Annotated in this window: 19 protein-coding genes; 11 read left to right on the forward strand and 8 right to left on the reverse strand. The window is 61.8% G+C overall.

The window, feature by feature from the left end; translation table 11 throughout:
- Positions 1 to 9: 9 nt before the first annotated feature.
- Complete coding sequence (locus tag J2X76_RS25100; RefSeq protein WP_310220200.1) at positions 10 to 1467, forward strand: NAD-dependent succinate-semialdehyde dehydrogenase; 1458 nt, start codon at positions 10 to 12, stop codon at positions 1465 to 1467.
- Positions 1468 to 1554: 87 nt separating this feature from the next.
- Here J2X76_RS25100 and J2X76_RS25105 read toward each other — a convergent pair whose 3' ends face one another.
- Together J2X76_RS25105 and J2X76_RS25110 are read right to left on the reverse strand one after the other, a co-directional pair.
- On the reverse strand, positions 1555 to 2829 hold the full coding sequence (locus tag J2X76_RS25105) for an FAD-binding oxidoreductase (RefSeq protein ID WP_310220201.1): 1275 nt from the start codon (positions 2827 to 2829) through the stop codon (positions 1555 to 1557).
- A gap of 17 nt (positions 2830 to 2846) precedes the next feature.
- A complete protein-coding gene (locus J2X76_RS25110; RefSeq protein ID WP_310220202.1) occupies positions 2847 to 3515 on the reverse strand; it encodes a haloacid dehalogenase type II in 669 nt (222 codons plus the stop codon).
- A 327-nt stretch (positions 3516 to 3842) separates the two neighbouring features.
- Here J2X76_RS25110 and J2X76_RS25115 point away from each other — a divergent pair, with 327 nt between their 5' ends.
- The 7 genes from J2X76_RS25115 (at position 3843) to J2X76_RS25145 (ending at position 12284) form a co-directional block, all read left to right on the forward strand.
- Entirely contained in the window at positions 3843 to 4679 is an 837-nt protein-coding gene (locus tag J2X76_RS25115) for a GNAT family N-acetyltransferase (RefSeq protein WP_310220203.1), read from the forward strand.
- A gap of 13 nt (positions 4680 to 4692) precedes the next feature.
- Positions 4693 to 6069, forward strand: a complete 1377-nt coding sequence (locus tag J2X76_RS25120; protein ID WP_310220204.1) for an aspartate aminotransferase family protein — start codon at positions 4693 to 4695, stop codon at positions 6067 to 6069.
- Positions 6070 to 6308: 239 nt separating this feature from the next.
- Complete coding sequence (locus tag J2X76_RS25125; protein WP_310220205.1) at positions 6309 to 7022, forward strand: HAD-IA family hydrolase; 714 nt, start codon at positions 6309 to 6311, stop codon at positions 7020 to 7022.
- Between the two features lie 81 nt (positions 7023 to 7103).
- The gene (locus J2X76_RS25130) at positions 7104 to 8711 is read left to right on the forward strand and encodes an ABC transporter substrate-binding protein (RefSeq protein WP_310220206.1); all 1608 of its coding nucleotides are present in this window, start codon (positions 7104 to 7106) and stop codon (positions 8709 to 8711) included.
- Positions 8712 to 8793: 82 nt separating this feature from the next.
- Positions 8794 to 9783: an ABC transporter permease gene (locus J2X76_RS25135; protein WP_405030089.1), complete on the forward strand. Its 990-nt coding sequence runs from the start codon at positions 8794 to 8796 to the stop codon at positions 9781 to 9783.
- The gene (locus J2X76_RS25140) at positions 9780 to 10628 is read left to right on the forward strand and encodes an ABC transporter permease (protein ID WP_310220358.1); all 849 of its coding nucleotides are present in this window, start codon (positions 9780 to 9782) and stop codon (positions 10626 to 10628) included. Before J2X76_RS25135 ends, J2X76_RS25140 begins: the two co-directional genes overlap by 4 nt.
- Positions 10629 to 12284, forward strand: coding sequence for an ABC transporter ATP-binding protein (locus tag J2X76_RS25145; protein WP_310220208.1), 1656 nt, complete (start codon positions 10629 to 10631; stop codon positions 12282 to 12284).
- Between the two features lie 42 nt (positions 12285 to 12326).
- On the opposite strand, the gene J2X76_RS25150 is transcribed toward J2X76_RS25145, so the two are convergent.
- Positions 12327 to 12803 (reverse strand): Lrp/AsnC family transcriptional regulator, encoded by a 477-nt coding sequence (locus J2X76_RS25150; RefSeq protein WP_105372329.1) that lies wholly within the window; start codon positions 12801 to 12803, stop codon positions 12327 to 12329.
- A gap of 247 nt (positions 12804 to 13050) precedes the next feature.
- Between J2X76_RS25150 and J2X76_RS25155 the strand changes: the two genes are divergently transcribed.
- Together J2X76_RS25155 and J2X76_RS25160 are read left to right on the forward strand one after the other, a co-directional pair.
- Positions 13051 to 14379: an FAD-binding oxidoreductase gene (locus J2X76_RS25155; RefSeq protein WP_310220210.1), complete on the forward strand. Its 1329-nt coding sequence runs from the start codon at positions 13051 to 13053 to the stop codon at positions 14377 to 14379.
- Positions 14380 to 14438: 59 nt separating this feature from the next.
- Positions 14439 to 15344: a LysR family transcriptional regulator gene (locus J2X76_RS25160; protein WP_310220212.1), complete on the forward strand. Its 906-nt coding sequence runs from the start codon at positions 14439 to 14441 to the stop codon at positions 15342 to 15344.
- A 7-nt stretch (positions 15345 to 15351) separates the two neighbouring features.
- Here J2X76_RS25160 and J2X76_RS25165 read toward each other — a convergent pair whose 3' ends face one another.
- Genes J2X76_RS25165 through J2X76_RS25180 form a run of 4 tightly spaced genes read right to left on the reverse strand, consistent with a single transcriptional unit; the run spans position 15352 to position 21115 of the window.
- Entirely contained in the window at positions 15352 to 16719 is a 1368-nt protein-coding gene (locus tag J2X76_RS25165; RefSeq protein ID WP_310220214.1) for an FAD/NAD(P)-binding oxidoreductase, read from the reverse strand.
- Entirely contained in the window at positions 16716 to 17039 is a 324-nt protein-coding gene (locus tag J2X76_RS25170) for a (2Fe-2S)-binding protein (RefSeq protein ID WP_310220215.1), read from the reverse strand. Before J2X76_RS25170 ends, J2X76_RS25165 begins: the two co-directional genes overlap by 4 nt.
- Positions 17036 to 19024: a hydantoinase B/oxoprolinase family protein gene (locus J2X76_RS25175; protein WP_310220216.1), complete on the reverse strand. Its 1989-nt coding sequence runs from the start codon at positions 19022 to 19024 to the stop codon at positions 17036 to 17038. The genes J2X76_RS25170 and J2X76_RS25175 overlap by 4 nt, the downstream gene beginning before the upstream one ends.
- 6 nt (positions 19025 to 19030) lie before the next feature.
- The gene (locus J2X76_RS25180) at positions 19031 to 21115 is read right to left on the reverse strand and encodes a hydantoinase/oxoprolinase family protein (protein WP_310220218.1); all 2085 of its coding nucleotides are present in this window, start codon (positions 21113 to 21115) and stop codon (positions 19031 to 19033) included.
- A gap of 214 nt (positions 21116 to 21329) precedes the next feature.
- Between J2X76_RS25180 and J2X76_RS25185 the strand changes: the two genes are divergently transcribed.
- On the forward strand, positions 21330 to 22451 hold the full coding sequence (locus tag J2X76_RS25185) for an FAD-binding oxidoreductase (protein ID WP_310220220.1): 1122 nt from the start codon (positions 21330 to 21332) through the stop codon (positions 22449 to 22451).
- A gap of 136 nt (positions 22452 to 22587) precedes the next feature.
- Here J2X76_RS25185 and J2X76_RS25190 read toward each other — a convergent pair whose 3' ends face one another.
- Positions 22588 to 24468, reverse strand: coding sequence for a methyl-accepting chemotaxis protein (locus J2X76_RS25190; RefSeq protein ID WP_310220221.1), 1881 nt, complete (start codon positions 24466 to 24468; stop codon positions 22588 to 22590).
- Between the last annotated feature and the right edge of the window lies 1 nt (position 24469).

The raw sequence follows: 24469 nt of genomic DNA on the forward strand, positions 1-24469 counted from the left end.
ACCGGACTCATGCAAAATTTGAAGCTTCCTTCCCTGTTTCGCCAGCAAGGCCTGATCGACGGCAGCTGGGTCGCCGCCGGCTCCGGCAAGACGGTCGAGGTTCTCGATCCGGCCAGCCAAGCGGTGATCGGCACCGTTCCCGACATGGGCGGTGACGAGACCCGCGCAGCGATCGAGGCCGCCAACAAGGCCTATCCGGCGTGGAAGAAGAAGACCCATGCCGAGCGTGCCGCGCTGTTCGAAACCTGGTACGGCCTGATGCACGAGTACCTGGAAGATCTCGCGCTGATCCTGACGACCGAACAGGGCAAGCCGCTGGACGAGGCGCGCGGTGAAATCCGATACGGCGCCTCCTTCGTCAAATGGTTTGCGGAAGAGGCGCGCCGTATCGGCGGCTCGACCATTCCCTCGCCGACGCCGGACCGCCGCATCGTCGTGCTCAAGGAACCGGTCGGTGTCTGCGGCATCATCACGCCCTGGAATTTTCCGAACGCGATGATCACGCGAAAAATCGCGCCGGCGCTCGCAGCAGGCTGCACCGTGGTGGTCAAGCCCTCGGAATTCACGCCCTATTCGGCGCTGGCGCTTGGCGTGCTTGCCGAAATGGCCGGCATTCCCGCTGGCGTGGTCAATATCGTCACCGGCATGCCGAAGGAGATCGGCAACGAGATAATGGCCAATACGACGGTCAGAAAAATCTCGTTCACCGGCTCGACGCCGGTTGGCTCGCTGCTGATGCGCGGCGCGGCCGACAGCATCAAGAGGCTGTCGCTCGAACTCGGCGGCAATGCGCCCTTTATTGTTTTCGACGATGCCGATCTCGATCTTGCGATCGAAGGCGCGATCATCTCGAAATTCCGCAATGGCGGCCAGACCTGCGTCTGCGCCAACCGCATCCTCGTGCAGGCAGGGGTCTATGACCGGTTTGCCGAAAAGCTGACGGCCCGCGTCAATGCCATGAAGGTAGGTCCCGGCACGGAGGCTGGCGTTTCGATCGGCCCGATGATCAACGAGGCGGCGATCGCCAAGATCAATCGCCATGTCGAGGATGCCATCGCCCAGGGCGCCAAGGTCGTGACGGCGAAACCGAACCTGCCGGCAGGCAGCCAGTATACGGCTCCCGTCGTCCTGACCGGCGCCACGACTGACATGCAGCTCGCCAGCGAAGAAACCTTCGGCCCGGTCGCCCCCCTCTTCCGCTTCGAGACTGAGGAAGAGGCGATCGCGATCGCCAATGGCACGCCGTTCGGCCTTGCCGCCTATTTCTACACGGAAAGCCTGAAGCGCGCATGGCGCGTCGGTGAGGCACTGGAGTTCGGCATGGTCGGGCTCAATACCGGCCTGATCTCGACCGAAGTCGCGCCGTTCGGCGGCGTCAAACAGTCCGGCCTTGGCCGCGAAGGCTCGCAGCTCGGGATCGACGAATATCTGGAAGTGAAGACGTTTCACATGGGCGGGCTCAACTGAGCCTGCCTCCAAAGAGACGAACAAAAAAGCCGAGGCTGTGATCGCAGCGCCGGCTTGTTTTGTTTCCGATGATGACGAAAGTTCCAGTTATTGAACCTTGTCGAGCATCTTGTAATAGAGCCCGACCAGAGGCAGAAACCAAGGCTTGCCGAAATGGCCGGGCACAGCCGGCCATTCGAGCCCCTTCACCGGATTGCGGTCCGGGCGGCCGAGAATCGCGTCGGCGATCGTCATGCCGAGATGGGTCGAGAGCTGCGCACCGTGACCGGAATAGCCCATCGCGTACCAGAGCCCGTCATGGAAGCCGGCGCGCGGATAACGGTCCTTGGTGATATCCACCAGACCGCCCCAGCAATAATCGATCTCGACATGCGCAAGCTGCGGAAAGATCCGCGTTAGGCTTTCGCGCAGGATGGCTCCACTCTTGGCGTCCGAGCGCTGGTCCGAGGTCGCCGAAAACCGCGCCCTGCCACCGAAGATCAGCCGATTATCCGGCGACAGGCGCCAATAGTTGCCGATATTCAGGCTGTTGACGCAGGTGCGGTTGCCCGGCATCGTCGCGGCGACTTCCTGATCCGTCAGCGGCCGCGTAGCGATGATGAAACTGCCGACGGCCAGGATCCGGCGGCGGAAATAGCCGAAATTCGGCGTCGTATAGGCGCCGCTCGCCATCAGGACATTGTCGGCGGTGACCGAACCCCTGGTGGTCTTCAGCAAATGCCGACCGGCGGATTTCGAAATGTCGGCGACGGTCGCCTTTTCAACGATGATCGCACCACGCCGCTTGGCGGCTTCGGCAAGACCGACGACGTAACGCCCCATATGCATCATCGCGCTCTTCTTCGACAGCATCGCGCCATGGAAGGGCGAGCCGATCTCGCGTTTCAGGTCTTCCGGCGACAGAAGCGCCGTATCCGGATCGACCTCCGCATGCACGGCCTCGAAATTCTTCGCCAATCCCTCGAAATGCTGCGGCTTGGAGGCAAGCTTCAGCTTGCCCGCGCGGCGGAAATTGCAGTCTATGCCTTCTTCGGCAATGATCGCTTCCAGCGTACCGATCGAAGCGTCGAGCGCCTTGTAGAGTGCGATCGCGCGCTCCTTGCCGAGCTCCTGCTTCGCGGACAGATAGCTGTGCGCGAGGCCATTGTTCAGGTGTCCGCCATTGCGGCCGGATGCGCCGAAACCGACCATCTCCGCCTCCAGCACGATGACCCTGGCACCGGCCATCGCAAGCTGCCGTGCCGCGCCGAGACCGGTGAAGCCGCCGCCGACCACCGCGACATCGTAGTGACCTTCGATCGGCCCTTCGACGGCGCCTGTAAAACGGGGCGCCGTATCATGCCAGTAGGAGACGTATTTCATCGGCTTCCGCCTTTCCGTTAGAGACCGACGACGCCTGCAAGGCCGGAAATGTCAGCAATTTCCGTATAGCCATAATAGGGATTGGCCGGCTCGTGACCACGGTTGACCCAGACCTTGTTCTTGATGCCGAGATCATGCGCCGACATCAGGTCATAGCGGAAGGACGAGGAGCAATGAAGAATGTCTTCCGGGCCGCAGCCGAGCATGTCGAACATATATTCGAAGGCCTGGAAACGCGGCTTGTAGGCGTTCGCCTGCTCGGCCGTGTAGACGGCATGGAAGGGGGCGCCGAGCTTGGCGACGTTGGACGGGATCTGGTCGTTCATCGCGTTGGAGAGGATGACGAGCGGAATTTCCTTGGCGACCTTGGCAAGACCAGCCGGAACATCGGCATGCGGCCCCCAGGTCGGCACGCGCTCATAGACCATCCTGGCGTCCTCGTCCTTGAAGGCAACGCCATTGCGCTTGCAGGTCCGCTCCAGTGAATTGTGGACGACTTCGGCGTAAGGCTTCCAGGCGCCCATGATCTCGTCAACCCGGTAGCCCGCAAAGTTCTTGATGAATTCCAGCATGGCTGGCTCTTCAAGACGATCACCGTAGAGATCGCAAGCAGCTTCAGCCATCTGGAAGTTGATGAGCGTGCCGTGGCAGTCGAAGGTGATGTATTTCGGGCGGAATGTCGTCATGCGCTTCGTCCTTGCGTGATGGCCCATCGAGCCTTTCGGGTGACGACACGATCATAAAGCCGCTTCCGGCATCATCGCCGACTGATTTGCCGGAATCCGAAGCAGAAAGTTTCGTATCATAGCGCCCGTTTGGCATTTGCTCGCAGATCTGGCCGTCAGCAACGGCTTCCGGAAGGGCTTATCCCCGGCCCTGCTTGCGGTCGCACGGCATAAGATGCGGTCCCGCCCCGCTGCTTTGGCGAAAGATACCGCCACCGATACCGCCTTCGGATAATCTTCCGGTCCCTTCACCTCGAAACTCGAGGCAGAAAAAGGAGAGTATTGTCCATGCAAGTCGGGGACATCGAAACCAGAGCCTTCGGAGGCGAGCACCTGGATGGCGCAGTCCGCCTTTCGCGCGAAGCCGGCTGGCCGCATCGCCTGGAAGATTGGCAGGTCGCGCTTGATGTCAGCAATGGCATCGTAGCATTGGACGAGACTGGAAAGGTCGTCGGCACCACATTGATAACGCCCTATGGCGATGACTGTGCCACGATCAATATGGTGATCGTCGATGCCAGCATGCGCGGCCGTGGTGTTGGCCGCCGGCTGATGGACGAGGCACTTAGCCTTGGCGGGGTGCGCCCCCTTCGGCTCGTCGCAACCGCCGACGGCTTGCCGCTTTACGAAAAACTCGGCTTCCGCGAGACCGGCAGTGTATTCCAGTATCAGGGAGTGGTGGGTCAGGTCTCGCCTCCGGCCGATGTTGATGCTGCAACCGCGGCGGATGTGGCTGAAATTACGGCCATCGATCGGGATGCCTTTGGCGCCGACCGTTCTTCGCTGATTTGCAAACTTGCCAACATTGGAGAGTTCGCCGTCATCCGCCGCGACGGCAGGATCACCGGCTTTGCCTGCATCCGTGCTTTCGGACGGGGCGAAGTTATCGGGCCTGTTGTAGCGACCACGATTGAAGACGCCAAGGCGCTTGTAGCCCATTTCATGAACCGCAGGACCGGTGCCTTCCTCAGAGTCGATACCGGAAATGCCGCCCTTGCCTCCTGGCTTTCAGAACATTCGCTTTCCCATGTCGGCGGTGGCGTCGCAATGGCGCGCCCTGCGCTGACGCGCGCCCCTACCTCGACCTTCACCACTTTCGCACTGACCAACCAGGCCCTCGGCTGATCCGGAGACAATCATGCTCAGCAATTCGCTCATCGAACTCGATCGTGCCCATCTGGTCCATCCCGTCGCGTCCTATCGCGGCCATGAGCAGCAGGGCGTGCGCGTTCTCTCGTCCGCCAAGGGTGCCACCGTCACCGACGCACAAGGCCGCCAGCTCATTGACGGTTTTGCCGGCCTCTGGTGCGTCAACGCGGGTTATGGCCACGATTCCATCGTCGAGGCCGCGGCCCGCCAGATGCGCGAGCTTCCCTATGCGACCGCCTATTTCGGCCTCGGTTCCGAATCCGCCATCCGGCTTGCGGCAGAACTTGCCGAACGGGCGCCGGGCGATCTCGACCATATCTATTTCACGCTTGGCGGTTCGGACGCCGTCGACAGCACGATCCGCTTCATTCGCTATTACTGGTTTGCCAAAGGCCAGCCCCAGCGCGACCAGTTCATTTCCGTCGAACAGGGGTATCACGGTTCTTCGACTGTCGGCGCCGGCCTCACCGCCTTGCCGAATTTCCATGCCGGCTTCGGCATTCCCTTCGACTGGCAGCATAAGATTCCGTCGCCTTACCCCTATCGCAACCCGGTCGGCCAGGATCCACAGGCAATCATCAACGCATCGCTTGCCGCACTGAAGGCAAAGATCGAGACAGTTGGCGCCGATCGCATCGCAGCCTTCTACATAGAACCGATCCAGGGTTCCGGCGGCGTCATCGTTCCGCCGAAGGGCTGGATGAAGGCGATCCGCGACCTCTGCAAGGAATACGGGATTCTGTTCGTCGCCGACGAAGTCATCACCGGATTCGGCCGCACCGGACCGCTGTTTGCCTGCTCCGAGGACGATATCGTTCCCGATTTCATGACGACGGCGAAAGGTCTGACCTCGGGCTACGTGCCGATGGGCGCGGTCTTCATGGCCGACCACGTGTATCAGGTTATCGCCGACGGTGCCGGCGCTTCGGCAGTCGGGCACGGCTATACCTATTCGGCGCACCCGGTCAGCGCAGCCGTCGGCCTCGAAGTCCTGAAACTCTATGAAGGCGGCCTGCTGGAAAATGGCATCAAGGCCGGTGCGCGGCTGATGGCAGGACTTGAGACCCTGAAGGATCATCCGCTGGTCGGGGATGTCAGGGGGCGCGGCATGCTGGCGGCCATCGAACTGGTGACCGACAAGGCCGCCAAGACGCCGCTTCCAGCCGAAGCGGTGCCGGCTCGTCGGGTCTTTGACCGCGCCTGGGAAAACGGGCTGATCATACGTGCCTTTGCCAATGGCGCCATCGGCTACGCACCGCCGCTCTGCTGCACGGAGGTGGAAATCGACGCGATCGTCGAGCGCACCAAGAAGACGCTGGATCAGACCCTTGAAGATCCGGATGTCCGCAGGGCGGTAAAGGCCTGATCCCGGGCTTCGGCGCTCCCGCTGAAATACCGTCAGCAGCCCGAATTCGGAATTTTGTGCCGGGCTGCACGGTCAATTCGGCGAAAATCGTTCCGCCGAACTGGCAGTATCCTAGTTAACAAGACCTTGAGGCCCCGAAAAATCGGGATTTTCTGCAAAAGCGCCCAAGGTAGGGAACAGCATATTCTTTCGCAGGAGGTCTTCGAGACTGCGCCGCGACATCAACTGGGGATATGGAATTGGCGAAATCTCTACCGGAATTCAAATACATGAGCTTCGACGTGGTCGGCACGCTCATCGATTTCGAGGGTGGCCTGACGTCTTGTCTGCAGGCAATCGCCAGCGAGGCGAATGTCGCCATCGACAGCGAAGAGGCCCTGTCCCTCTACCGCACCGCCCGTTATTCGGAAAAGGCCGATCTCTTTCCGGATGATCTTGTGCGTGTCTATCTGGCGATCGCACCGAAGCTCAGGCTGCCGGCAGACGAGGCTTATGGCATACGCCTCAGGGATTCCGCCAAAAGCTGGAAGGCTTTCCCGGACAGTGCCGCGGCCATGGCCGAGCTTGCGAAAAATTACCGCCTGATCGCCATGACGAATGCACGCCGCTGGGCTTTCGAATATTTCTCCGAAGCACTTGGCAATCCGTTCTATGCCGCCTTCACTGCCGACGACACCGGCACGGAAAAGCCCGATCCGGCTTTCTTCCACCAGGTGTTCGACTTCGTCTCGAAGGACGGCGGCAGCAGGCAAGATATCCTGCATGTCGCGCAGAGCCAGTATCACGATATCGGCGTTTCCCGCGAACTCGGCATGACCAATTGCTGGATCGAGCGCCGCCACGCGCAAAAGGGTTACGGCGGCACGATCGAGCCGGCCGAATTCACCAAGCCCGACTACCACTTCACCTCGATGGCCGGATTGGCCGAAGCCGTGAGGAACGCCCACGACTGACTGACGCAATTTTCGGTTTTCAAAGCATCGGGCCAAACCACGAAGATGGGTTGCCCGCTAACCAGCGAAAAGGGGAATGACATGAACGACAAGATCACCAACTGGACCGCGTCGGACGACGCCATGATCGAGAATGCCATTCGCCGGGGCGCAAGCCGCCGCGAACTGCTGACGATGATGCTGGCAGGCGGCATTGCCGCATCAGCCGGCGGCCTCATCCTCGGCCGTGCCTCGAACGCGGTCGCCGCAACGCCTAAATCCGGTGGCGCGCTCAAGGCCGCCGGCTGGTCGTCTTCGACCGCCGACACGCTCGACCCGGCCAAGGCTTCGCTCTCGACCGATTACGTCCGCTGCTGCGCCCTCTACAACCGCCTGACCTTCCTCGATCAGGCCGGCACCGTGCAGATGGAACTTGCCGAAAGCATCAAGAGCGGCGACGCCAAGGTCTGGACCGTCAAGCTGCGTTCCGGCGTGACCTTCCACGACGGCAAGGCACTGTCCTCGAAGGACGTCGTCTTCTCGCTCAAGCGGCATCTCGACCCGGCCGTCGGCTCCAAGGTCAATGCGATCGCCAAGCAGATCACCGACGTCAAGGATCTCGACGCACTGACAGTCGAAATCACGCTTGCCAACCCGAATGCCGACCTGCCGACCATCCTGTCGCAGCATCATTTCATGATCGTTCAGGACGGCACGACCGACTTCTCCAAGGGTATCGGCACCGGCGCCTTCAAGATGGAGACGTTCCAGCCGGGCGTAAAATCGATCTTCACGAAGAACCCGAACTACTTCAAGGGCGGTGCCCAAGTCGACTCGTTCGAATTCTTCGCGATCAGCGACGATAATGCCCGCGTCAACGCGCTTCTGTCCGGCGACATCCATCTCGCCGCCTCGATCAAGCCGCGCTCGATGAAGCTCGTCGAAAGCCAGCCGGGCTTCGCACTGTCACAGACGACCTCCGGCAACTATACAGACCTCAACATCCGCCTCGACCTCGCCCCCGGCGACAAGGCGGATTTCGTGGCCGGCATGAAATACCTGATCAACCGCCAGGCGATCCAGAAATCCGTCCTGCGCGGTCTGGCCGAGATCGCCAACGACCAGCCGGTTTCGCCGGCCAGCGCCTATCACAACGCCGATCTGAAGCCGAAGGCCTATGACCCCGACAAGGCGAAGTTCCACTTCCAGAAGGCCGGCCTCATCGGTCAGTCGATCCCGATGATCACTTCGGAAGCCCCGACCTCGGCCGTGGAAATGGCGACGATCGTGCAACAGTCGGGTGCCGAGATCGGCATGAAGTTCGACGTGCAGCGCGTGCCTTCGGACGGCTACTGGTCGAATTACTGGCTGAAGGCGCCGGTTCACTTCGGCAATATCAACCCGCGTCCGACGCCGGACATCCTCTTCTCGCTCCTCTACGCCTCCAACGCGCCGTGGAACGAAAGCCAGTACAAGTCGGAAAAATTCGATAAGATGCTGGTCGAAGCGCGCGGTATGCTCGACGAGACCAAGCGCAAGGAGATCTACAACCAGATGCAGGTGATGATTTCCGAGGAAGCCGGCACCGTCATCCCCGTCTATATCTCGAACGTGGATGCGATCTCGGCGAAACTGAAGGGCCTCGAAGCCAATCCGCTCGGCGGCATGATGGGTTACGCCTTCGCCGAATACGTCTGGCTCGACGCGTAAGGCTTATTGCCGGCGGCAGGGGAGACCATTCTCCTGCCGCCCTTGCTGCGCCTGAGGCACCATCCCGGCTTGCCGGTGGATGATGCCGGCGAATTCGAACTCTTCAGGCAGGGAAATCATATTGCGCACCTATGTCCTCGGACTCATCACGAATAGGCTCGGAAGCTCCGCCCTAACGCTGCTGATCGTGTCCTTCGCGGTCTTTTTCGCCACGGCCATGCTGCCGGGCGATACCGCGACGATCCTGCTTGGCCAGGCCGCGACCCCGGAAGCCGTCGCCGGTCTCAGGGCGGCGATGCATCTCGACGAGCCCGCCTTCTTCCGTTTCGCGCGCTGGCTGTTCGGCCTGCTGCAGGGAGATCTGGGGACATCCTATGTCAACAATGTGCCTGTGGCTCAGCTGATCGGCGCCCGTTTCGTCAACACGATGCGCCTTGCCGGCATCGTCACGCTGATCGCCGTGCCGCTTTCCCTTGTGCTCGGCATCACATCCGCCATGTTCCGCGGTTCGGTCTACGACCGGATCGTCACCATCCTGACGATCGGCGTCATCTCCGTGCCGGAATTCATGATCGCAACCTCGGCCGTCCTCCTGTTTTCCGTCTATCTCAAATGGCTGCCCGCCTTGTCGTTTGCGGGTGACGTCGCCTCCTTCTGGCAGGTGCTGAAGATCTATGCCATGCCGGTCATCACGCTGACCTTCGTCGTGTCGGCGCAGATGATCCGCATGACCCGCGCCGCCGTGATCGACACGATCAACACGCCCTATGTCGAGGCCGCGATCCTCAAAGGTGCATCGCGCTGGCGCGCGGTGATAATCCACGCACTGCCGAATGCGGTCGGCCCGATCGCCAATGCGATCGCGCTCGCCCTGTCCTATCTCGTCGGCGGCGTCATCATCGTCGAGACGATCTTCAACTATCCCGGCATCGCCAAGCTGATGGTCGATGGTGTTTCGACCCGCGACCTGCCGCTCATCCAGTCCTGCGCCATCATCTTCTGCATCGGCTATCTCGCGCTCATCACCTTCGCCGACATCGTTGCAATCCTGGCCAATCCGAGGGTGCGCTGACCATGACCACATCCGTTACCATGCCGCTCCGCTTGAGCTACCGGTTCAGCTGGGTCGGATTGATCGGCTTTACGATCATTCTCTTCTGGGCGGTGATCGCCTTAATCGCACCGCATATCATTCCCTATCCGGTCGGCGAGATCGTCGATGAGGATTATTTCGGCCCGATGAGCAGCAAGCTCCTGCTCGGCTCCGACTACCTCGGCCGCGACATGCTCTCGCGCATCATCATGGGTGCGCGCTACACGGTCGGCATTTCGCTTGCCGCCGTCTGCCTTGCCTGTTTCACCGGCGGTGCGCTCGGCATGGCGGCTGCCGTCATCGGCGGCTGGTTCGATACGGTCCTGAGCCGTTTCCTCGATGCCCTGAACTCCATCCCGAGCAAGCTTTCCGGCTTGGTCATTGCCGCCGCCGTAGGATCGTCGCTCAGCGTCCTCATCGTGATGCTGGGTGTAATCTACATACCGGGCGCCTACCGTTTTGCCCGCTCGCTGGCCGTCAATATCAACACAATGGACTACATCACCGTTGCCCGCACCCGCGGCGAAGGCATTTCCTATGTCGTGTTCTCGGAAATCCTACCGAACATCATCGGGCCGCTGCTGGCCGATTTCGGCATCCGTTTCGTCTTCATCGTTCTGCTCCTGTCCGGCCTCTCCTTCCTCGGCCTCGGCGTGCAGCCGCCCTATGCGGACTGGGGCGCTCTGGTTCACGAAAATATCGGCGGCCTGCCCTTCGGCGCGCCGGCCGTTATTGTTCCCTCGCTGGCGATCGCGAGCCTCACCATCAGCGTCAACCTGCTGATCGACAATCTGCCCAAGAAGATTCGCGATCGGAGTGCGTGAATGGAAAATCTCGTCGAAATCCGCGATCTGAAAGTCGAGGCAACCACCGATGCGGGTCGCCGCATCGAGATCATCAAGGGTGTCGATCTCGACATCGCGCCGGGCGAAATCGTTGCTCTGATCGGCGAAAGCGGATCGGGCAAGACGACGATCGCGCTGACGGTGATGGGCTATGCCCGACCCGGCTGCAGGATATCGGGCGGCACCGTGATGGTGGCCGGCAAGAACATGGTGGCGCTCAGCGAAGGCCAGCGCGCCCGGGTGCGCGGCCTCGAAGTGTCCTATGTGCCGCAATCGGCGGCTGCCGCCTTCAATCCGTCGAAACGGATCATCGATCAGGTCATCGAAGTCACCCGTATCCATAAGCTTATGTCGCCGACGGAAGCGAAAGACAAGGCGATCGCGCTGTTCAAGGCGCTGTCGCTGCCGGATCCCGATGGCGTCGGCAACCGTTATCCGCATCAGGTCTCCGGCGGCCAGCTGCAGCGCCTCGCTGCCGCCATGGCGCTGATCTCGGATCCGAAACTCGTCATTTTCGACGAACCGACCACCGCGCTCGACGTGACGACCCAGATCGAGGTGCTGCGCGTCTTCAAGGCGGTGATGAAGAAGAGCGGCATTGCTGGCATCTACGTCTCGCACGATCTCGCGGTCGTCGCCCAGATCGCCGACCGCATCGTCGTCCTGCGCGGCGGCGAGGTCCAGGAAGTCGGGACCACGGCCGAGCTTCTGGCCGGTGCTAAACATCCTTATACGCGCGAACTCCTGTCGGCTTTCGAGCCGAAGCCGCGCGGCGAAAGCGTGGCGGCGGCGCTGGAAAGCCGGCCGCTTCTGCAGGTCAATGGTCTGATCGCCGGTTATGGCCCGGTTCAGGCGGACGGCCTGCCGCTCGTCAAGGCGGTGCAGGAAGCAAGCCTGATGCTGGAACGCGGCCGCAATCTCGGGATCATCGGCGAATCCGGTTGCGGAAAATCCACGCTCGCGCGTTCGATCGCCGGCATCCTGCCGGCCTCGGCCGGCAATCTGACCTTGGACGGGCATGAACTTGCCCGCTCCGCCCGTCAGAGAAGCCGCGAACAGCTGCGTGAGCTGCAGATCGTTTTCCAGCACGCAGACACGTCGCTCAATCCGGCCAAGTCGATCGAGGAAATCCTCGGCCGGCCGCTGAAATTCTATCACGGCATGAAGGGTAAGGCCCGCGACGCGCGGGTCGACGAGCTTTTGGATATGGTTCGCCTACCGAAGGCACTGCGCAGCCGCACGCCGGCCGAGCTTTCAGGCGGACAGAAACAGCGCGTCAATTTTGCCCGTGCGCTTGCGGCCGAACCGAAACTGATCGTCTGCGACGAGATCACCTCTGCGCTCGATACCGTGGTTGCCGCCGCTGTCATCGATCTCCTGAAAGAGATGCAGCGTGAGCTTTCGCTCTCCTATATCTTTATCAGCCACGATCTGTCGGTCGTCGAGGCCATCTGCGACGAGATCGTCGTGATGTATAACGGCCGCAAGGTCGAGGAAATCACACCGGCAGTTTCGAAAGTGCCGCAGCACCCCTATTCGAAACTGCTGTTCTCGTCCGTACCGAAGCTCGATCCCGGCTGGCTCGATCGCCTGGAACGGGATCCGGAACTGGTGAAGACCTACGTGCAGGGTTGAGCCGCAAAAGCCGTCTCACCTTAATGGGAAGCGTATTGCCAGTCAGACCAGAAACAGGCTGGTCAACGGCATATGCGCCTTGACGATTGGCGACTTCAAAACGACGAAACTGAAATATTTGTCGATACCGATATCCATGTCGGTCAACCGTTCCATGATCGTCTGATATTCGCCGATGCCGGCAGTGACGAACTTCAGCATGTAGTCGTAACCACCGGAAACCAGGTGGCATTCGATCACCTGATCGACCCGCTCGACGGCTGCGAGAAACCTGGCAAAATCGATCTGCCGATGGTTCTTCAGCGTGACTTCGGTGAAAACCGTGAGCGTCTGGCCGAGCTTGCCGATATTGATCTGCGCCGAATATCCTTCGATATATCCTTCCTGCTGCAGCTTCTTGACGCGCATGAGGCAGGGGCTCGGTGACAGATTGACCAACTCGGCCAGTTCGACATTGGTGATGCGGCCGTTCTTCTGCAACTCGTAGAGGATCTTGATATCGATACGATCGAGCTTCATCAGCTGACACCTTCCAAGGCACCCGGCGGCTTACAGCATTTTATGCCGCAAATTTCCGGTATTGACTTTAACACGTTGGCTTCTCTTGTCTATTTCATACTGCGTAGAGACGCGCAGCACAATAAGCTGGATGTGCGGCCATTGTCGGAATCTTGTGCTGCCCGGCCAGGATGTGCGGTAACCACGGCGTCGACAGCGCCCTTATGCTGATACATCGACCCTGTTGCGTCCCAGGAGATTGAACATCATGCCAGCACCGCTTACGCTCGTGGAAACCGATGCCGGATTGCCGCGCTCCGCCGATGCGGTCGTCATCGGCGCCGGTATCGTCGGCGTTTTCACGGCCTACTATCTCGCCAGGCGCGGCCTGAAAGTGGTGCTGATCGAAAAGGGTCGGGTCGGCGCAGAACAGTCGAGCCGCAACTGGGGCTGGTGCCGTCAGCAGAACCGCGATGCGCGCGAGCTGCCTATGGCAACCAAAAGCCTTGATCTCTGGGATCGTTTTGGCGCCGAAAGCGGTGAGGATACCGGTTTCCGGCGTTGCGGCCTGCTTTACCTGAGTGACAGCGAGGAAGAACTCGCTGGCTGGGCGCGCTGGCGCGATTTCGCCCGCACCGTTGGTGTCACGACCCACATGCTCGACAGTGCCGAGGCAAGCGCCCGTGGCAAGGCGACAGGCCGAAGCTGGAAGGGGGGCGTCTTCTCGCCGACGGATGGCACTGCGGACCCAGCCAATGCCGCGCCAGCCGTCGCTCGAGCGATCGTCAAGCTCGCCGGCGCGGTGATCCAGAACTGCGCGGCACGTGGCATAGAGACGGAAGGCGGAAGATTGTCGGCCGTGGTGACCGAACACGGAACGATCAGGACCGCGACCGCGATCCTCTCCGGCGGCGCCTGGGCCTCGTCCTTCTGCAGACAGCTCGGCATCCGTTTTCCGCAGGCCTCGATCCGCTCCTCAATCCTCTCCGTCGGCCCCGGTGAAGGCGAGCTGCCGGACGCGCTTCACACAGCCCGCGTTTCGGTGACCCGCCGCGGCGATGGCGGCCATACGCTGGCGATCAGCGGCCGTGGCCGGGTGGATCTGACACCGCAGAACATCCGCTTCGCCGGCCAGTTCCTGCCGATGTTCATGCGCCGCTGGCGTAGCCTATCGCCAGGCGGCCTCGAAGGTTTGCGCAGCGGCCATGAGACGCTCGCCCGTTGGAGGCTGGACCGGCCGACGCCGATGGAGCAGATGCGCATCCTCGATCCGGCTGTCGACGACGGAACGATTAGGCTGGTGCACCAGCGCGCCATCGAACTTCTGCCGGCGATCGGCACGCGCCGCATCACCGCGCGCTGGGCCGGCTACATCGATTCCACTCCCGATGGCGTGCCGGCAATCGGCGAAGTGGCGAATGTGCCCGGCTTCATTCTCGCGGCCGGCTTCAGCGGCCATGGTTTCGGCATCGGGCCGGGCGCCGGTCACCTGATCGCCGATATCGTCACCGCTGCGGCCGAGCCGATCGTCGATCCGGTTCCCTACCATCCGCAACGCTTCGAAAGCTCCTCCTGGGGCAAGGTCGCCGACTTCTGAATTGCAATTCTGCGCGCTAGAGTGCCGGGGAGATAGCGACAGAAGCCAAGGGAAGATCAATGCAGGCACGCCAGCTCGAGGTTTTTTGCATGCTGATGCGCACCGGAACGGTCACCGGCGCGGCTGCCATGCTCAACATATCGCAGCCGGCGCTGAGCCAGATCCTGCTGCATGCGGAGGACCAGCTTGGTTTCAAGCTTTTCACCCGAGTGCGCGGCAAGCTGGTGCCGACCCGGGAGGCGGAAGAGCTTTATCCGGAATGCGAGCGGATCTTTTCCGAACTCAGCGCCCTTCGCCGCCGCACGACCGACATGCGTTTCGGGCGCACCGGGCTGATCCGGATCGCCGCGTCCGCACCGCCGGCTATGTCGATCGTGCCGAAAGCCCTGTTCGCGTTCCGCGCCTTGCATCCCGATATCGTCGTGCGCTCGCTGATTGCACCGCTCGTCAATGTCGTCGACATGATCCGCGACGGTGACGCGCCGCTCGGTATCGTCATGAACAATGCCGCCAGGCCGGGGATTGATGTCGAGACGCTCGGGCATGCGGAACTCGTCTGCATCATTCCCGAGAACCACCGCCTTGCCGAACTTGAGCGTATCGGCTTCGCCGACCTGCAGAACGAGATGCTGATTTCCTATCGCGCCGGCACCCTGCCCGGTCGGTTGCTGGTGAGTGCGGCCGCCGCCGAGAAGCAAATCTTCAACCCGGCGATCGAGATCGACATTTCCATCACCGCGCTGCCCTTCGTGCGAGACGGTTTCGGCGTCGCCATCGTCGATGGACTTCTACCCTGGGAACAGTTTCCCGGCCTCGTCCGCCGGCCGCTGCAGCAGAAGATTTCCGTGCCAATCGCGCTTCTGACGAGTCGCGACCGGCCGCTAACCGGAAGCCATCTCGCCATGCGCGACAATCTTCGCGAGGCCTGCGCCGCGGTCCTGAAGGGAAGCGAACTGGAGGCCTGACACCCAGTCAGGCGTCACGAACCCAGGAGCCGATCGGCAGAGGCCGAACAGGCGCCTGTTCGCGAAGCCGTCCGGCATCACAGACTTCGATGCCGGCCTTGTCGGCGATCAGCTCCGCTCCCGCGATCTGGCAGAAACGCCCCTGGCAGCGGCCCATGCCGACGCGTGCCAGCGACTTGACCCGGTTGGCCTCCGCCCCGCCATAAGAAACGCTCTCGCGCAACTGTCCGGCCGTCACGCCTTCGCAGCGACAGACGACGGTCTCGTCAGGAACGGCGCGAACGATGTCTCGTGGCCAAGGAAAGGCCCGCGCCATGCCGCGGGCAAAACGCTCGAGGCGATCGAGCCGGCGCAGGTCCGACGTCGCATCCGGTACGGGCAGGCCCATATCGGCAAGACAGGCGGTCGCCGCAAGACGGCCGGCGACTTCTGCCCCGTCGGCACCCAGAATGCGCAGACCGTCACCGGCGAGGTAAAGCCCCTCGGCCGCCCTACCCATACGATCGGCGCGCGGTAACCATTGCGACCAGCTCTGATCATAGTCGAATGTACAGCCGGCCAGACCCGCCAGTTGCGTCTCTGCACGCAGATGCCAGCCGAGCCCAACCGTATCGCATGCGGTGAGCTGCGCCCTGCCCCGCGCATCACGCCAATGCATGGCGACGGGGCCTCGCTCATCGCTTTCGATGCGGTCGAGCTTTACGCCGGCATGATAGAGCCGCCCGAGCTTCGCACGCATCAGCAGGCCGCGCAGAACGAGGCCCGGTCTTGCGAGCATGCCCGGCAGGCCGGCCGTCTGGTCGCGCAGCGAGGATGTGTCGAGAATGGCAGCAATATTCGCGCCGGCCTTCAGCAATTGCGTCGCGACCAGCGTCAGCAGCGGGCCGGAACCGGCAAGAACGATCTTTTCGCCGAGCGCGACGCCTTGCGCCTTCAGTGCGATCTGCGTTGCGCCGAGACTGTAGACGCCCGGCGCCTGCCAGCCGGGGATCGGCGCCAGACGGTCCATCGCTCCAGTGGCCAGGATAAGGCGATCATAGGTAAAGTCCTTGCGGCCATCAGATGTCAACGCCTGCAGCAGATTGCCTGCCGTCGCTAGGACGGAGCTTTGCCGGTGATAGTCGATCTCTCCTGCGGCGACCATCCGGTCGAACGCCGTATGCAGAGCCACCGCCTTGCTCGCCTCGGATCCGTAAAGCTGTTTGAGCGGCCTCGTAAAACCCTGCGGCGGGCGCCGGTAGATCTGGCCGCCACCTTTCAGGCCCTCATCGATGACGACGGGTTTGATACCGGCCTTGACCAGAAGCTCGGCGGCTCGGATACCGGCCGGGCCGGCGCCGACGATCACGACCTTTTCTGCAGCGGGGGGTGTCATTGCCATCCTTCCGGCGGAGCGGTCCGCAACTGCATGCCGTCGGCGATCAGGGTCGAACAGCCACGCAGCCGGCCGCCATCCTCAGACCAGAGCCAGCAATCCTGGCAGGCGCCCATCAAACAGAAGCCCGCCCGTTTTTCCGGGCCGAATTCCGATTGCCTGACGGCTGGAGCTGAAACCAGCACAGCCGTCAAGACGGTGTCGCCGGAGAGCGCCTGACAATCGACGCCATCCAGCCTGAATCGGACCTGCGGCCTGCCCTTTTCCGCAAGGCGCACAATTCGCCCTGCTTGCCGCGCAGGCCGCAGATCCGCTGTCATTCGGCGGCTTCCTTGCGTTCGAGCGAAGGCTCCGGCATTTCCTTGAAACGGACCCGGACGTCTGCGAAGGCTTCAGCCACACCTTCCGGCCCGACCCGCCCCTTCATGCGACGAAAAATTTCCGTCTTGGTGAAGAAGCGCCAATGGATGGGAAGGCCGGCCAGAAGTTCGGTCAGCAGGTCATAGGCTGCCGGCGTCCATTGCGCTTCGTAGCCATCCCGCTCGGGACCGTAATGGAAATGCGCCTCGGGTAGGGCGCGAGCGGCCCTTACCTTTTGCGTTTCCGCCTCGTCCACCACGCCGTCACGGATGACGACACCATATTCGCGTTCAGCGGCCTCCGCAGAAACGTAACCGCGGGCGACATCCCGCGCCACGCGCCAGGTCTCGCGCTCGATCGGATTGCCACGTCCACCGCCGCCGGCCGAGCGAATTTCAAGTACATCGCCGGGCTGCAGGATCGCCGTGTCGATATTGCCGAGCCGCTTGAAATCGTCGCGGCCGGGATTGAGCACCATGTCTGACAGGCCGGCCGCCCGGCCGCCGAGCGTGCCCCAGGGGCGAAAGAAACTCCGGTCGCGGTTGCGGGCGGTGATGCGGCTGCCTGGCGAAAAGACCCTGAAGGCCATTTCGGTAGCAAGCCCGCCCCGCCAGCGACCGGCACCGCCACTATCTTTGGCAAGGCCGTATTTGACGAATTCGATCGGCACTTCCGTTTCGGTGATCTCGATCGGCGTGTTCTTGAGATACGCTGCATCGGCACCGGAACCGTTCGTGCCGTCGCGATAAGGCATGCCGCCACCGCCACCAACGACGGGGTTCACGGCTGCGATGATGGTGCGGCCGTTGCGTTCGTCGGTTGTCATCACGTTGACGATGCAGTTGTTGCCGGCTGGTGCGGCCGGAAGCTTTTCTGGAACGGCCTGATTGAACGCGCCGAAGATGACCGAACGCAGGCGCGCGCAGGTGAGCGACCGCATGCCGACGGCGGCTGGCGCGATCGGGTTGAGCACGCTGCCTTTCGGCGTGACGCAGGTGAACGGCCGGGTCAGGCCGGTATTCAGCAGGATTTTCGGATTCAGTGTGTAGAGAACGTAATAAACGCCGACCAGAAGCATCGTGTGGCGCGGATCGCCGCCGGAGGGCACATTGAGCGAGGAGCCGAGCTGCGGATCCGAACCGGTGAAATCGAGCAAAGCCTCGTCGCCACGGATCGTCAGTGTCAGCTTCAGGCGGCAGGGATTGGCCTCGACGGAATCTTCGTCGGCATAATCGACGAATTCCCAGGTTCCGTCGGGCATGGAGCGCAGAAGGTCGCGCGCCTGCGCCTCGGCATGATCGAGCAGGACTTCGGTGCCTTCCAGAAACGCCTCCTTGCCGAACTTTTCCACCATGGCGAGGATCTTTCGCTCGCCGGTGTTGAGCGCGCCGACCAACGCCTTCATGTCACCGATATTGAGATCGGGCTTGCGGACATTGGTCGTCATGATCCTGAGGATCTGTTCGTCGAAGACACCTTCGTTGACGAGCTTCATCGGCGGAAAACGAATGCCTTCCTGATGGATTTCCGTAAGCGCCCGCGACAGCGAGGCAGGCACGGCGCCGCCCATGTCGGTATTATGGATATGGCCACCCGTCCAGGCGATGATTTCGCCCTCGTAGAAGACCGGCTTCCACAGATGGGTGTCCGGCGCATGGGTGGCGACAAAGCAGGAATAGGGGTCGTTGGTGAAGGCGACATCGCCGGGCTTGTAGTCATCGATCATCTCGATCGCGCGGGTATAGGTGAGGCCCGGATACCAGGTGGCGCCAAGCCCCATGGGTACACCGAACGTCTCGCCCTTCCGGTTGATCAGCATGACGGTAAAGTCTTCCGTCTCCTTGACGAAGGCGGAATGGGCGGTGCGCTGCAGCGTATAGGCCATGTTTTCGGCGGCAGCGCGGGTGTGGTTGGCGAACACCTGAAGGTTCAAGGGGTCGAACATGGGCTGTTACTCCGAAAAGGTGAGATGCAGGTTCAGGTGGCTGTCGACTTCGACCTGTGCGCCGCCAGGAATGGCAAAGGTCGTGTCTTCCTGGGCGACGACCGCCGGGCCGGTAAACCGGCTGCCGGGGCGAAGGCGCTCACGGGGATAAAGCCCGATCCACTCGAAATCCTTGCCGGTGAATACCGGGATCTCACGTTCCGGATCCACGGTCTCGCCCCCCTCGCGGGCCTCGACCGGGAATTCCAGCGCCGGACCGGCGCCGATCGCCGAAAGCCGCAGGTTGACGATTTCAATCGCGCCATCGGGATCGTAGAAATCGTAGAGCCTTGCATGCATGGCTTGAAACGCTTCCTCGATCGCCCCGAGCTTGCCTTCGCCTATCCAAGCCGCCTGGATCGGCACTTCGATTTCAAAGCTCTGTCCGAGATACCGCATGTCGGCCGAGACGTTCAGCGTCGCGGCTCCTGCATGTCCTTGCTTGGAAAGCCAATTGCGACCTTCGACGGCAAGCTCATCCAGTGCAGCGCGCAATTGCGACGCCGCTTCGTCAGAGAGATGGGTGAAGACGGTGCGAATGAAATCGCCGCGCAGGTCGGCAACGAGACCGCCGAGTGCCGAAACGACGCCCGGCCGCGGCGGGCCGATGACCTTCGCCATCTTGAATTCGCGGGCAAGGAAGGCGCCGAGCATCGGGCCGCCGCCGCCGAAGGGCATCAGGGTGAATTCGCGCAGATCAACGCCGGCCCGTGAGGCAAGCTTTTCGACCTCGACGAACATTTCCGAGATGGCGATCTCGAGAATGGCCTGGGCGGCTTCTTCCGCCGTGCGGCCGATCTTGTCGGCGAGTTTCGTGACGGCAGCGCGGGCGAGCGCCACATCGATCTGCAGCTGCCCATAGGCCATCTGGCTGTGGCCGAGCCAGCCGCAGACGGCCATGGCGTCGGTAACAGTCGCCTGTGTGCCGCCGCGACCGTAACAGGCCGGCCCAGGCGTGGAGCCTGCCGATTCCGGCCCGACCCTCAACACACCTTGCGCATCGACGCTGGCGATCGAACCGCCGCCGATGCCGATCGAGCTCACCGAGACCGACGGGATATGCAGGGGGAATTCGCCGATCAGTTCGCCGGTGCCGAACTGCGGCTCGCCGTCGATGATCAGCGCGAAGTCGGCCGAGGTACCGCCGATATCGAGTGTAAGGATATGTTTCTCACCGGCGCGACGAGCGAGCCAGGCAGCGCCGATGACGCCTGATGCCGTGCCCGAAAGCAGCATCTGCACGCAGGAGCGCTTGCCCTCGTCGGCATTCATGACGCCGCCATTCGATTTTGTGAGCAGCGCGGGCGCAGTGACCCCGCGCGACAGGAGCTTTTCTTCGAGCGCCGTCAGGTAACCGGAGACGCGCGGATGGACGTAACCGTTGAGAATGGCGGTCGTGGTGCGCTCGTATTCACGGATGACCGGCCAGACCTCGCAGGAGGTGAAGACGAAGAGATCCGGCGCGATGCGGGCGATCTCCTGCTTCACTGCCGCCTCATGGGCATCATTGCGCCAGGAATGAAGAAACGAGATGATGATGCCTGCGGCGCCATTGGCCTTCGCCTTTTCGACCGCGGTTGCGACGACGGTGAGATCCGGCGCCTGGGCTTCGCTGCCATCGGCCCTCAGACGCGCCGGAATTCCAAAAATCATATCGCGGGCAATCAGTTGGTCCGGCCGCGCGCAAAACAGCGAATAGACGTCCGGCATTCTGAGGCGCGCCAGTTCGATCACGTCCTCGAAACCGGCATTGGTCATCAGCGCCAGCGAGACGCCTCTGCGCTGGATGACGGTATTGATGCCGACGGTCGTGCCATGCACGAAGCGGCTGACAGAGGACGGTTCGAGCCCCTCGCGCTCGGCCAGAAGCGTCAGGCCTGTCATCAGTTCGGCGCCCGGATCATCCGGCGTCGTCAGAACCTTGAGGGAGGCTACACGGCCGGAGCGCGTTTCGAGCGCGCAGAAATCGATGAAGGTTCCGCCGATATCGACGCCGATCTTCCAGTTCTGTTGATCGTGGCTGCCTTTGCCATGCGAGGCCGCATTGTCCATATGTTCAAGTCCCTTTCTGATCTGTATTATGAAGCTGACATGGAAGCAGGAACCCAGTCCAAGAGCGAAACGGCGGAAGCCCATAAGTGGCGCTTATGCTTCATTTGACGCATCCCATAGGCGGGACTTATGGGCGGTCGAGGTTCTCGACTTTGACACTGTATGCGCGGACCTGAATGGTAGCCCTCATGACAGATATCGCGGGGGCAGCCGAATGGATGTGATCGTGCTCGGTGGCGGCCTGATGGGAAGCGCTTCGGCGTATTTTCTAGCCCGGCGCGGCGCGGATGTGACGCTGATAGAACGGAACCGCGTCGGCAGCGGCGCAACGGTTGCCTCCTTCGGTAATATCCGTCGCAGCGGTCGTTACCTGCCACAGCTTCCACTTGCCCGGCGTTCTTTGGACATCTGGAACAAGGCCCATGAGATGCTGGGGCGGGACGTGGAGTTTCGCGCGACGGGGCATGTCCGGCTGGTGTTCACCGAAAAGGGGCAGGAGGAAATGAAAACGTTTTCCGCCGCCGCTCGTCCTTGGGGGCTAGATCTGGAAGAACTGACACAGAAGGAGCTGCGTGACCGTTTTCCCCTTCTCGGGCCGGAGGCAATTGGCGCATCCTTTTCGCCGCAGGACGGCAGCGGCAATCCGCGGCTGATCGCGCCGGCCTTCGCCGATGCGGCAAGACGCAACGGCGCCAGGATCGTCGAGGAAGTCGACGTGAAGGCGATCCGCAAGAGCGCCTACGGTTTCGAGGTGGAGACCTCCGCTGGCATTCATGCCGCCGCCATGCTGCTCAACACCGCCGGCGCCTGGGGGGCGCGGATATCGGCGCAGTTCGGTGAAACGGTACCGATCCGCGCTCGAGGTCCGCAGATGGGCGTGACGGAGCCACTGCCGCATCGCATCCTGCCGGTTGTCGGCGTCTGGGCGCATGATCACGGCGGCGGCTATCTGCGCCAGGTCGAGCGCGGCAATATCGTTTTCGGCGGCGGAGCCGAGCGCACGGACGTCCCGCTTGAGACCGGCCATGCCAAAGCGGACCCAGCCCGCCTGCCGGGCCAGTTACGATCTCTCCTGCCGATCCTGCCGGCGCTTGCCAATGTGTCCGTCATCCGCACCTGGTCCGGTTGCGAAGGTTATATCGAGGACGGGCTCCCGGTCATGGGAGCTTCCGCGACGACTGCAGGTCTTTTCCACGCCTTCGGCTTTTGCGGTCACGGCTTCCAACTCGGCCCGGGCGTCGGCGACGTGATGGCCGAACTGATTACGGGTGGCAAAACGGAGACACCGATCGAAGATTTCCGGATCGGGCGATTCAAATCGACGTCTTCGCCTTGAAAGGGATGTGAACGGACTGTCAGCAGTTTTCCACCAGCGAAGTAAACAGGTGGTCGTGGGGCATTGTCGTCGACCTCAACCCAAGCCTGGCTGGTGCAGTCGCGCCGAGGTCACGATCGATTTTGGCTTTTCTAGGTTATCGCCGAGCGATACGGCGTGCAGCAACCGGATCGACGACTACGTTGTTTCCTACCGATTGCGGGCTCCGCCCAGGAACGTTCGCTCGGCTGGAGGCGCCTTGAAGCTGAAACTGGCTGACCAGCTCGCGCAGGCGGCCCGCTTCTGATGACAGTGACGCGGCGGCGGCGGTTGATTGTTCGACCATCGCCGCATTCTGTTGTGTCGACTGATCCATCTGGTTGACGGCGATGTTGATTTCAGCAAGTCCGGTCGACTGCTCGCGTGCCGCCGTCGCGATGGCATCCATGACCTGATTGATCTGCGCGACATAATCACCGATTGATTTGAGCGACGCTCCGGTTTGGAGAACAAGTTTCACCCCGATTTCCACTTCGGCAGAGGACTGCTGAATGAGCCCTTTGATCTCTTTGGCCGCTTGCGCGGCGCGCTGCGCAAGCTCCCGGACCTCTTGGGCTACGACCGCGAAACCCTTGCCTGCCTCGCCTGCGCGGGCCGCCTCGACGCCCGCATTCAACGCCAAGAGATTGGTCTGGAAGGCGATTTCGTCGATCACTCCGATGATGTTCGATATCTGTTGGGAGCTGTTCTCGATGCGCCGCATCGCCTGCTCCGCCTCCGATACAACGGCCGCTGACCGCTGCGCGCTGGCATCGGCTTCCCTCGCCACGTGACGCGCTTCATCGGTACGTTTGGACGCGGTCGATACGGTCGAGGTGATCTCGTCCAGGGCGGCCGCCGTCTCTTCGAGACACGCTGCTTGCTGCTCGGTGCGCTTCGACAGATCCTGAGCGCCCGATGCAATTTCGCTGGTACCATTATCTATGCTGTGTACCGTCTGAAGCACAGCGCCAATCGTTGTCTCCAGTTGGCGCAGTGAAGCGTTGAAGTCCTCGCGCAGCACTTCGTATTTGGTCGCAAATTGTTCGCAAAGCTGGAAGGATATATCGCCTGCGGCTAGGCGCCTTAGCCCTCCACCCAGCGTCGTTGTCGCGAAGCGCAACTGCTCCGCCTCGCGCTCAGCCTGCTGTTCAGCCGCTGCGCGCGCGGCTTCAGCTTCGGTGCGCGTTGCGGCGGCTTCTCTTTCCAGCTTGACGAGATTGAGGGCGTTATGTCGGAAGACCTCGACGGCGCCGGCCATTTCGCCGATTTCATCCGCACGACCGGCGTAGGGTATATGGCTATCGAGGTCTCCCGAAGACAACCGTCCCATTGCGGATGCGATAGTTCGGATCGGCCCGGCGATTCCCAAAACTGCGAACAGCATGCCCGCCGCGGCGACGATCACAGCAAGCGAGGCAATCATCGCCGTCAACGTGAAGGCCGACTTCGCCGAAGCACTGCTCGTGGCTACAAAACTCTCCGCCTGATCAAGAATAAAACCGACGAGATCAGCGACGCGGACGTCCACGATCCCGGACTGCGGCGCCATCTTTTCCTTGAAGAACCGCACTGCCTCGGCCGATTTGCCGCTGGTCTGCAACGCCAGCATCTGCTGCGCCAACTGACGGAACTTGGCAAGTTCCGGCTTGATTTGATTGATCAGTTCACGGCCACGCTCTGTACGGACACCGTTGTCATATTCGGCAACAACCTTGTCGAGAGCTGCGGTAGCCTTGTCGATTTTTTGCTTTCCGGCGCTCTGCTCGTCGCCAGTCGTCTCGACGAGCGCGCCAGAATAGGCCAATTCCAGGCTGAGGAAACTGTCCTTGATCTCGCGCGCCGTCACAAGCCGCTGCATCCAGAAGCTTCCGATCTGCTCCGTGTGGGAACTGATCGTGGAGATCGTGCTCAGCGAGACGTAGGACAGAACGACGACGGAAATGCTGAGGATGGATAGCTTTAGAACCAGGAATTGCTTGATGCTCGGGCGTCTCATG

Origin of the sequence: Neorhizobium sp. 2083 (assembly GCF_031455615.1) — a bacterium.
GTDB lineage: Bacteria > Pseudomonadota > Alphaproteobacteria > Rhizobiales > Rhizobiaceae > Neorhizobium.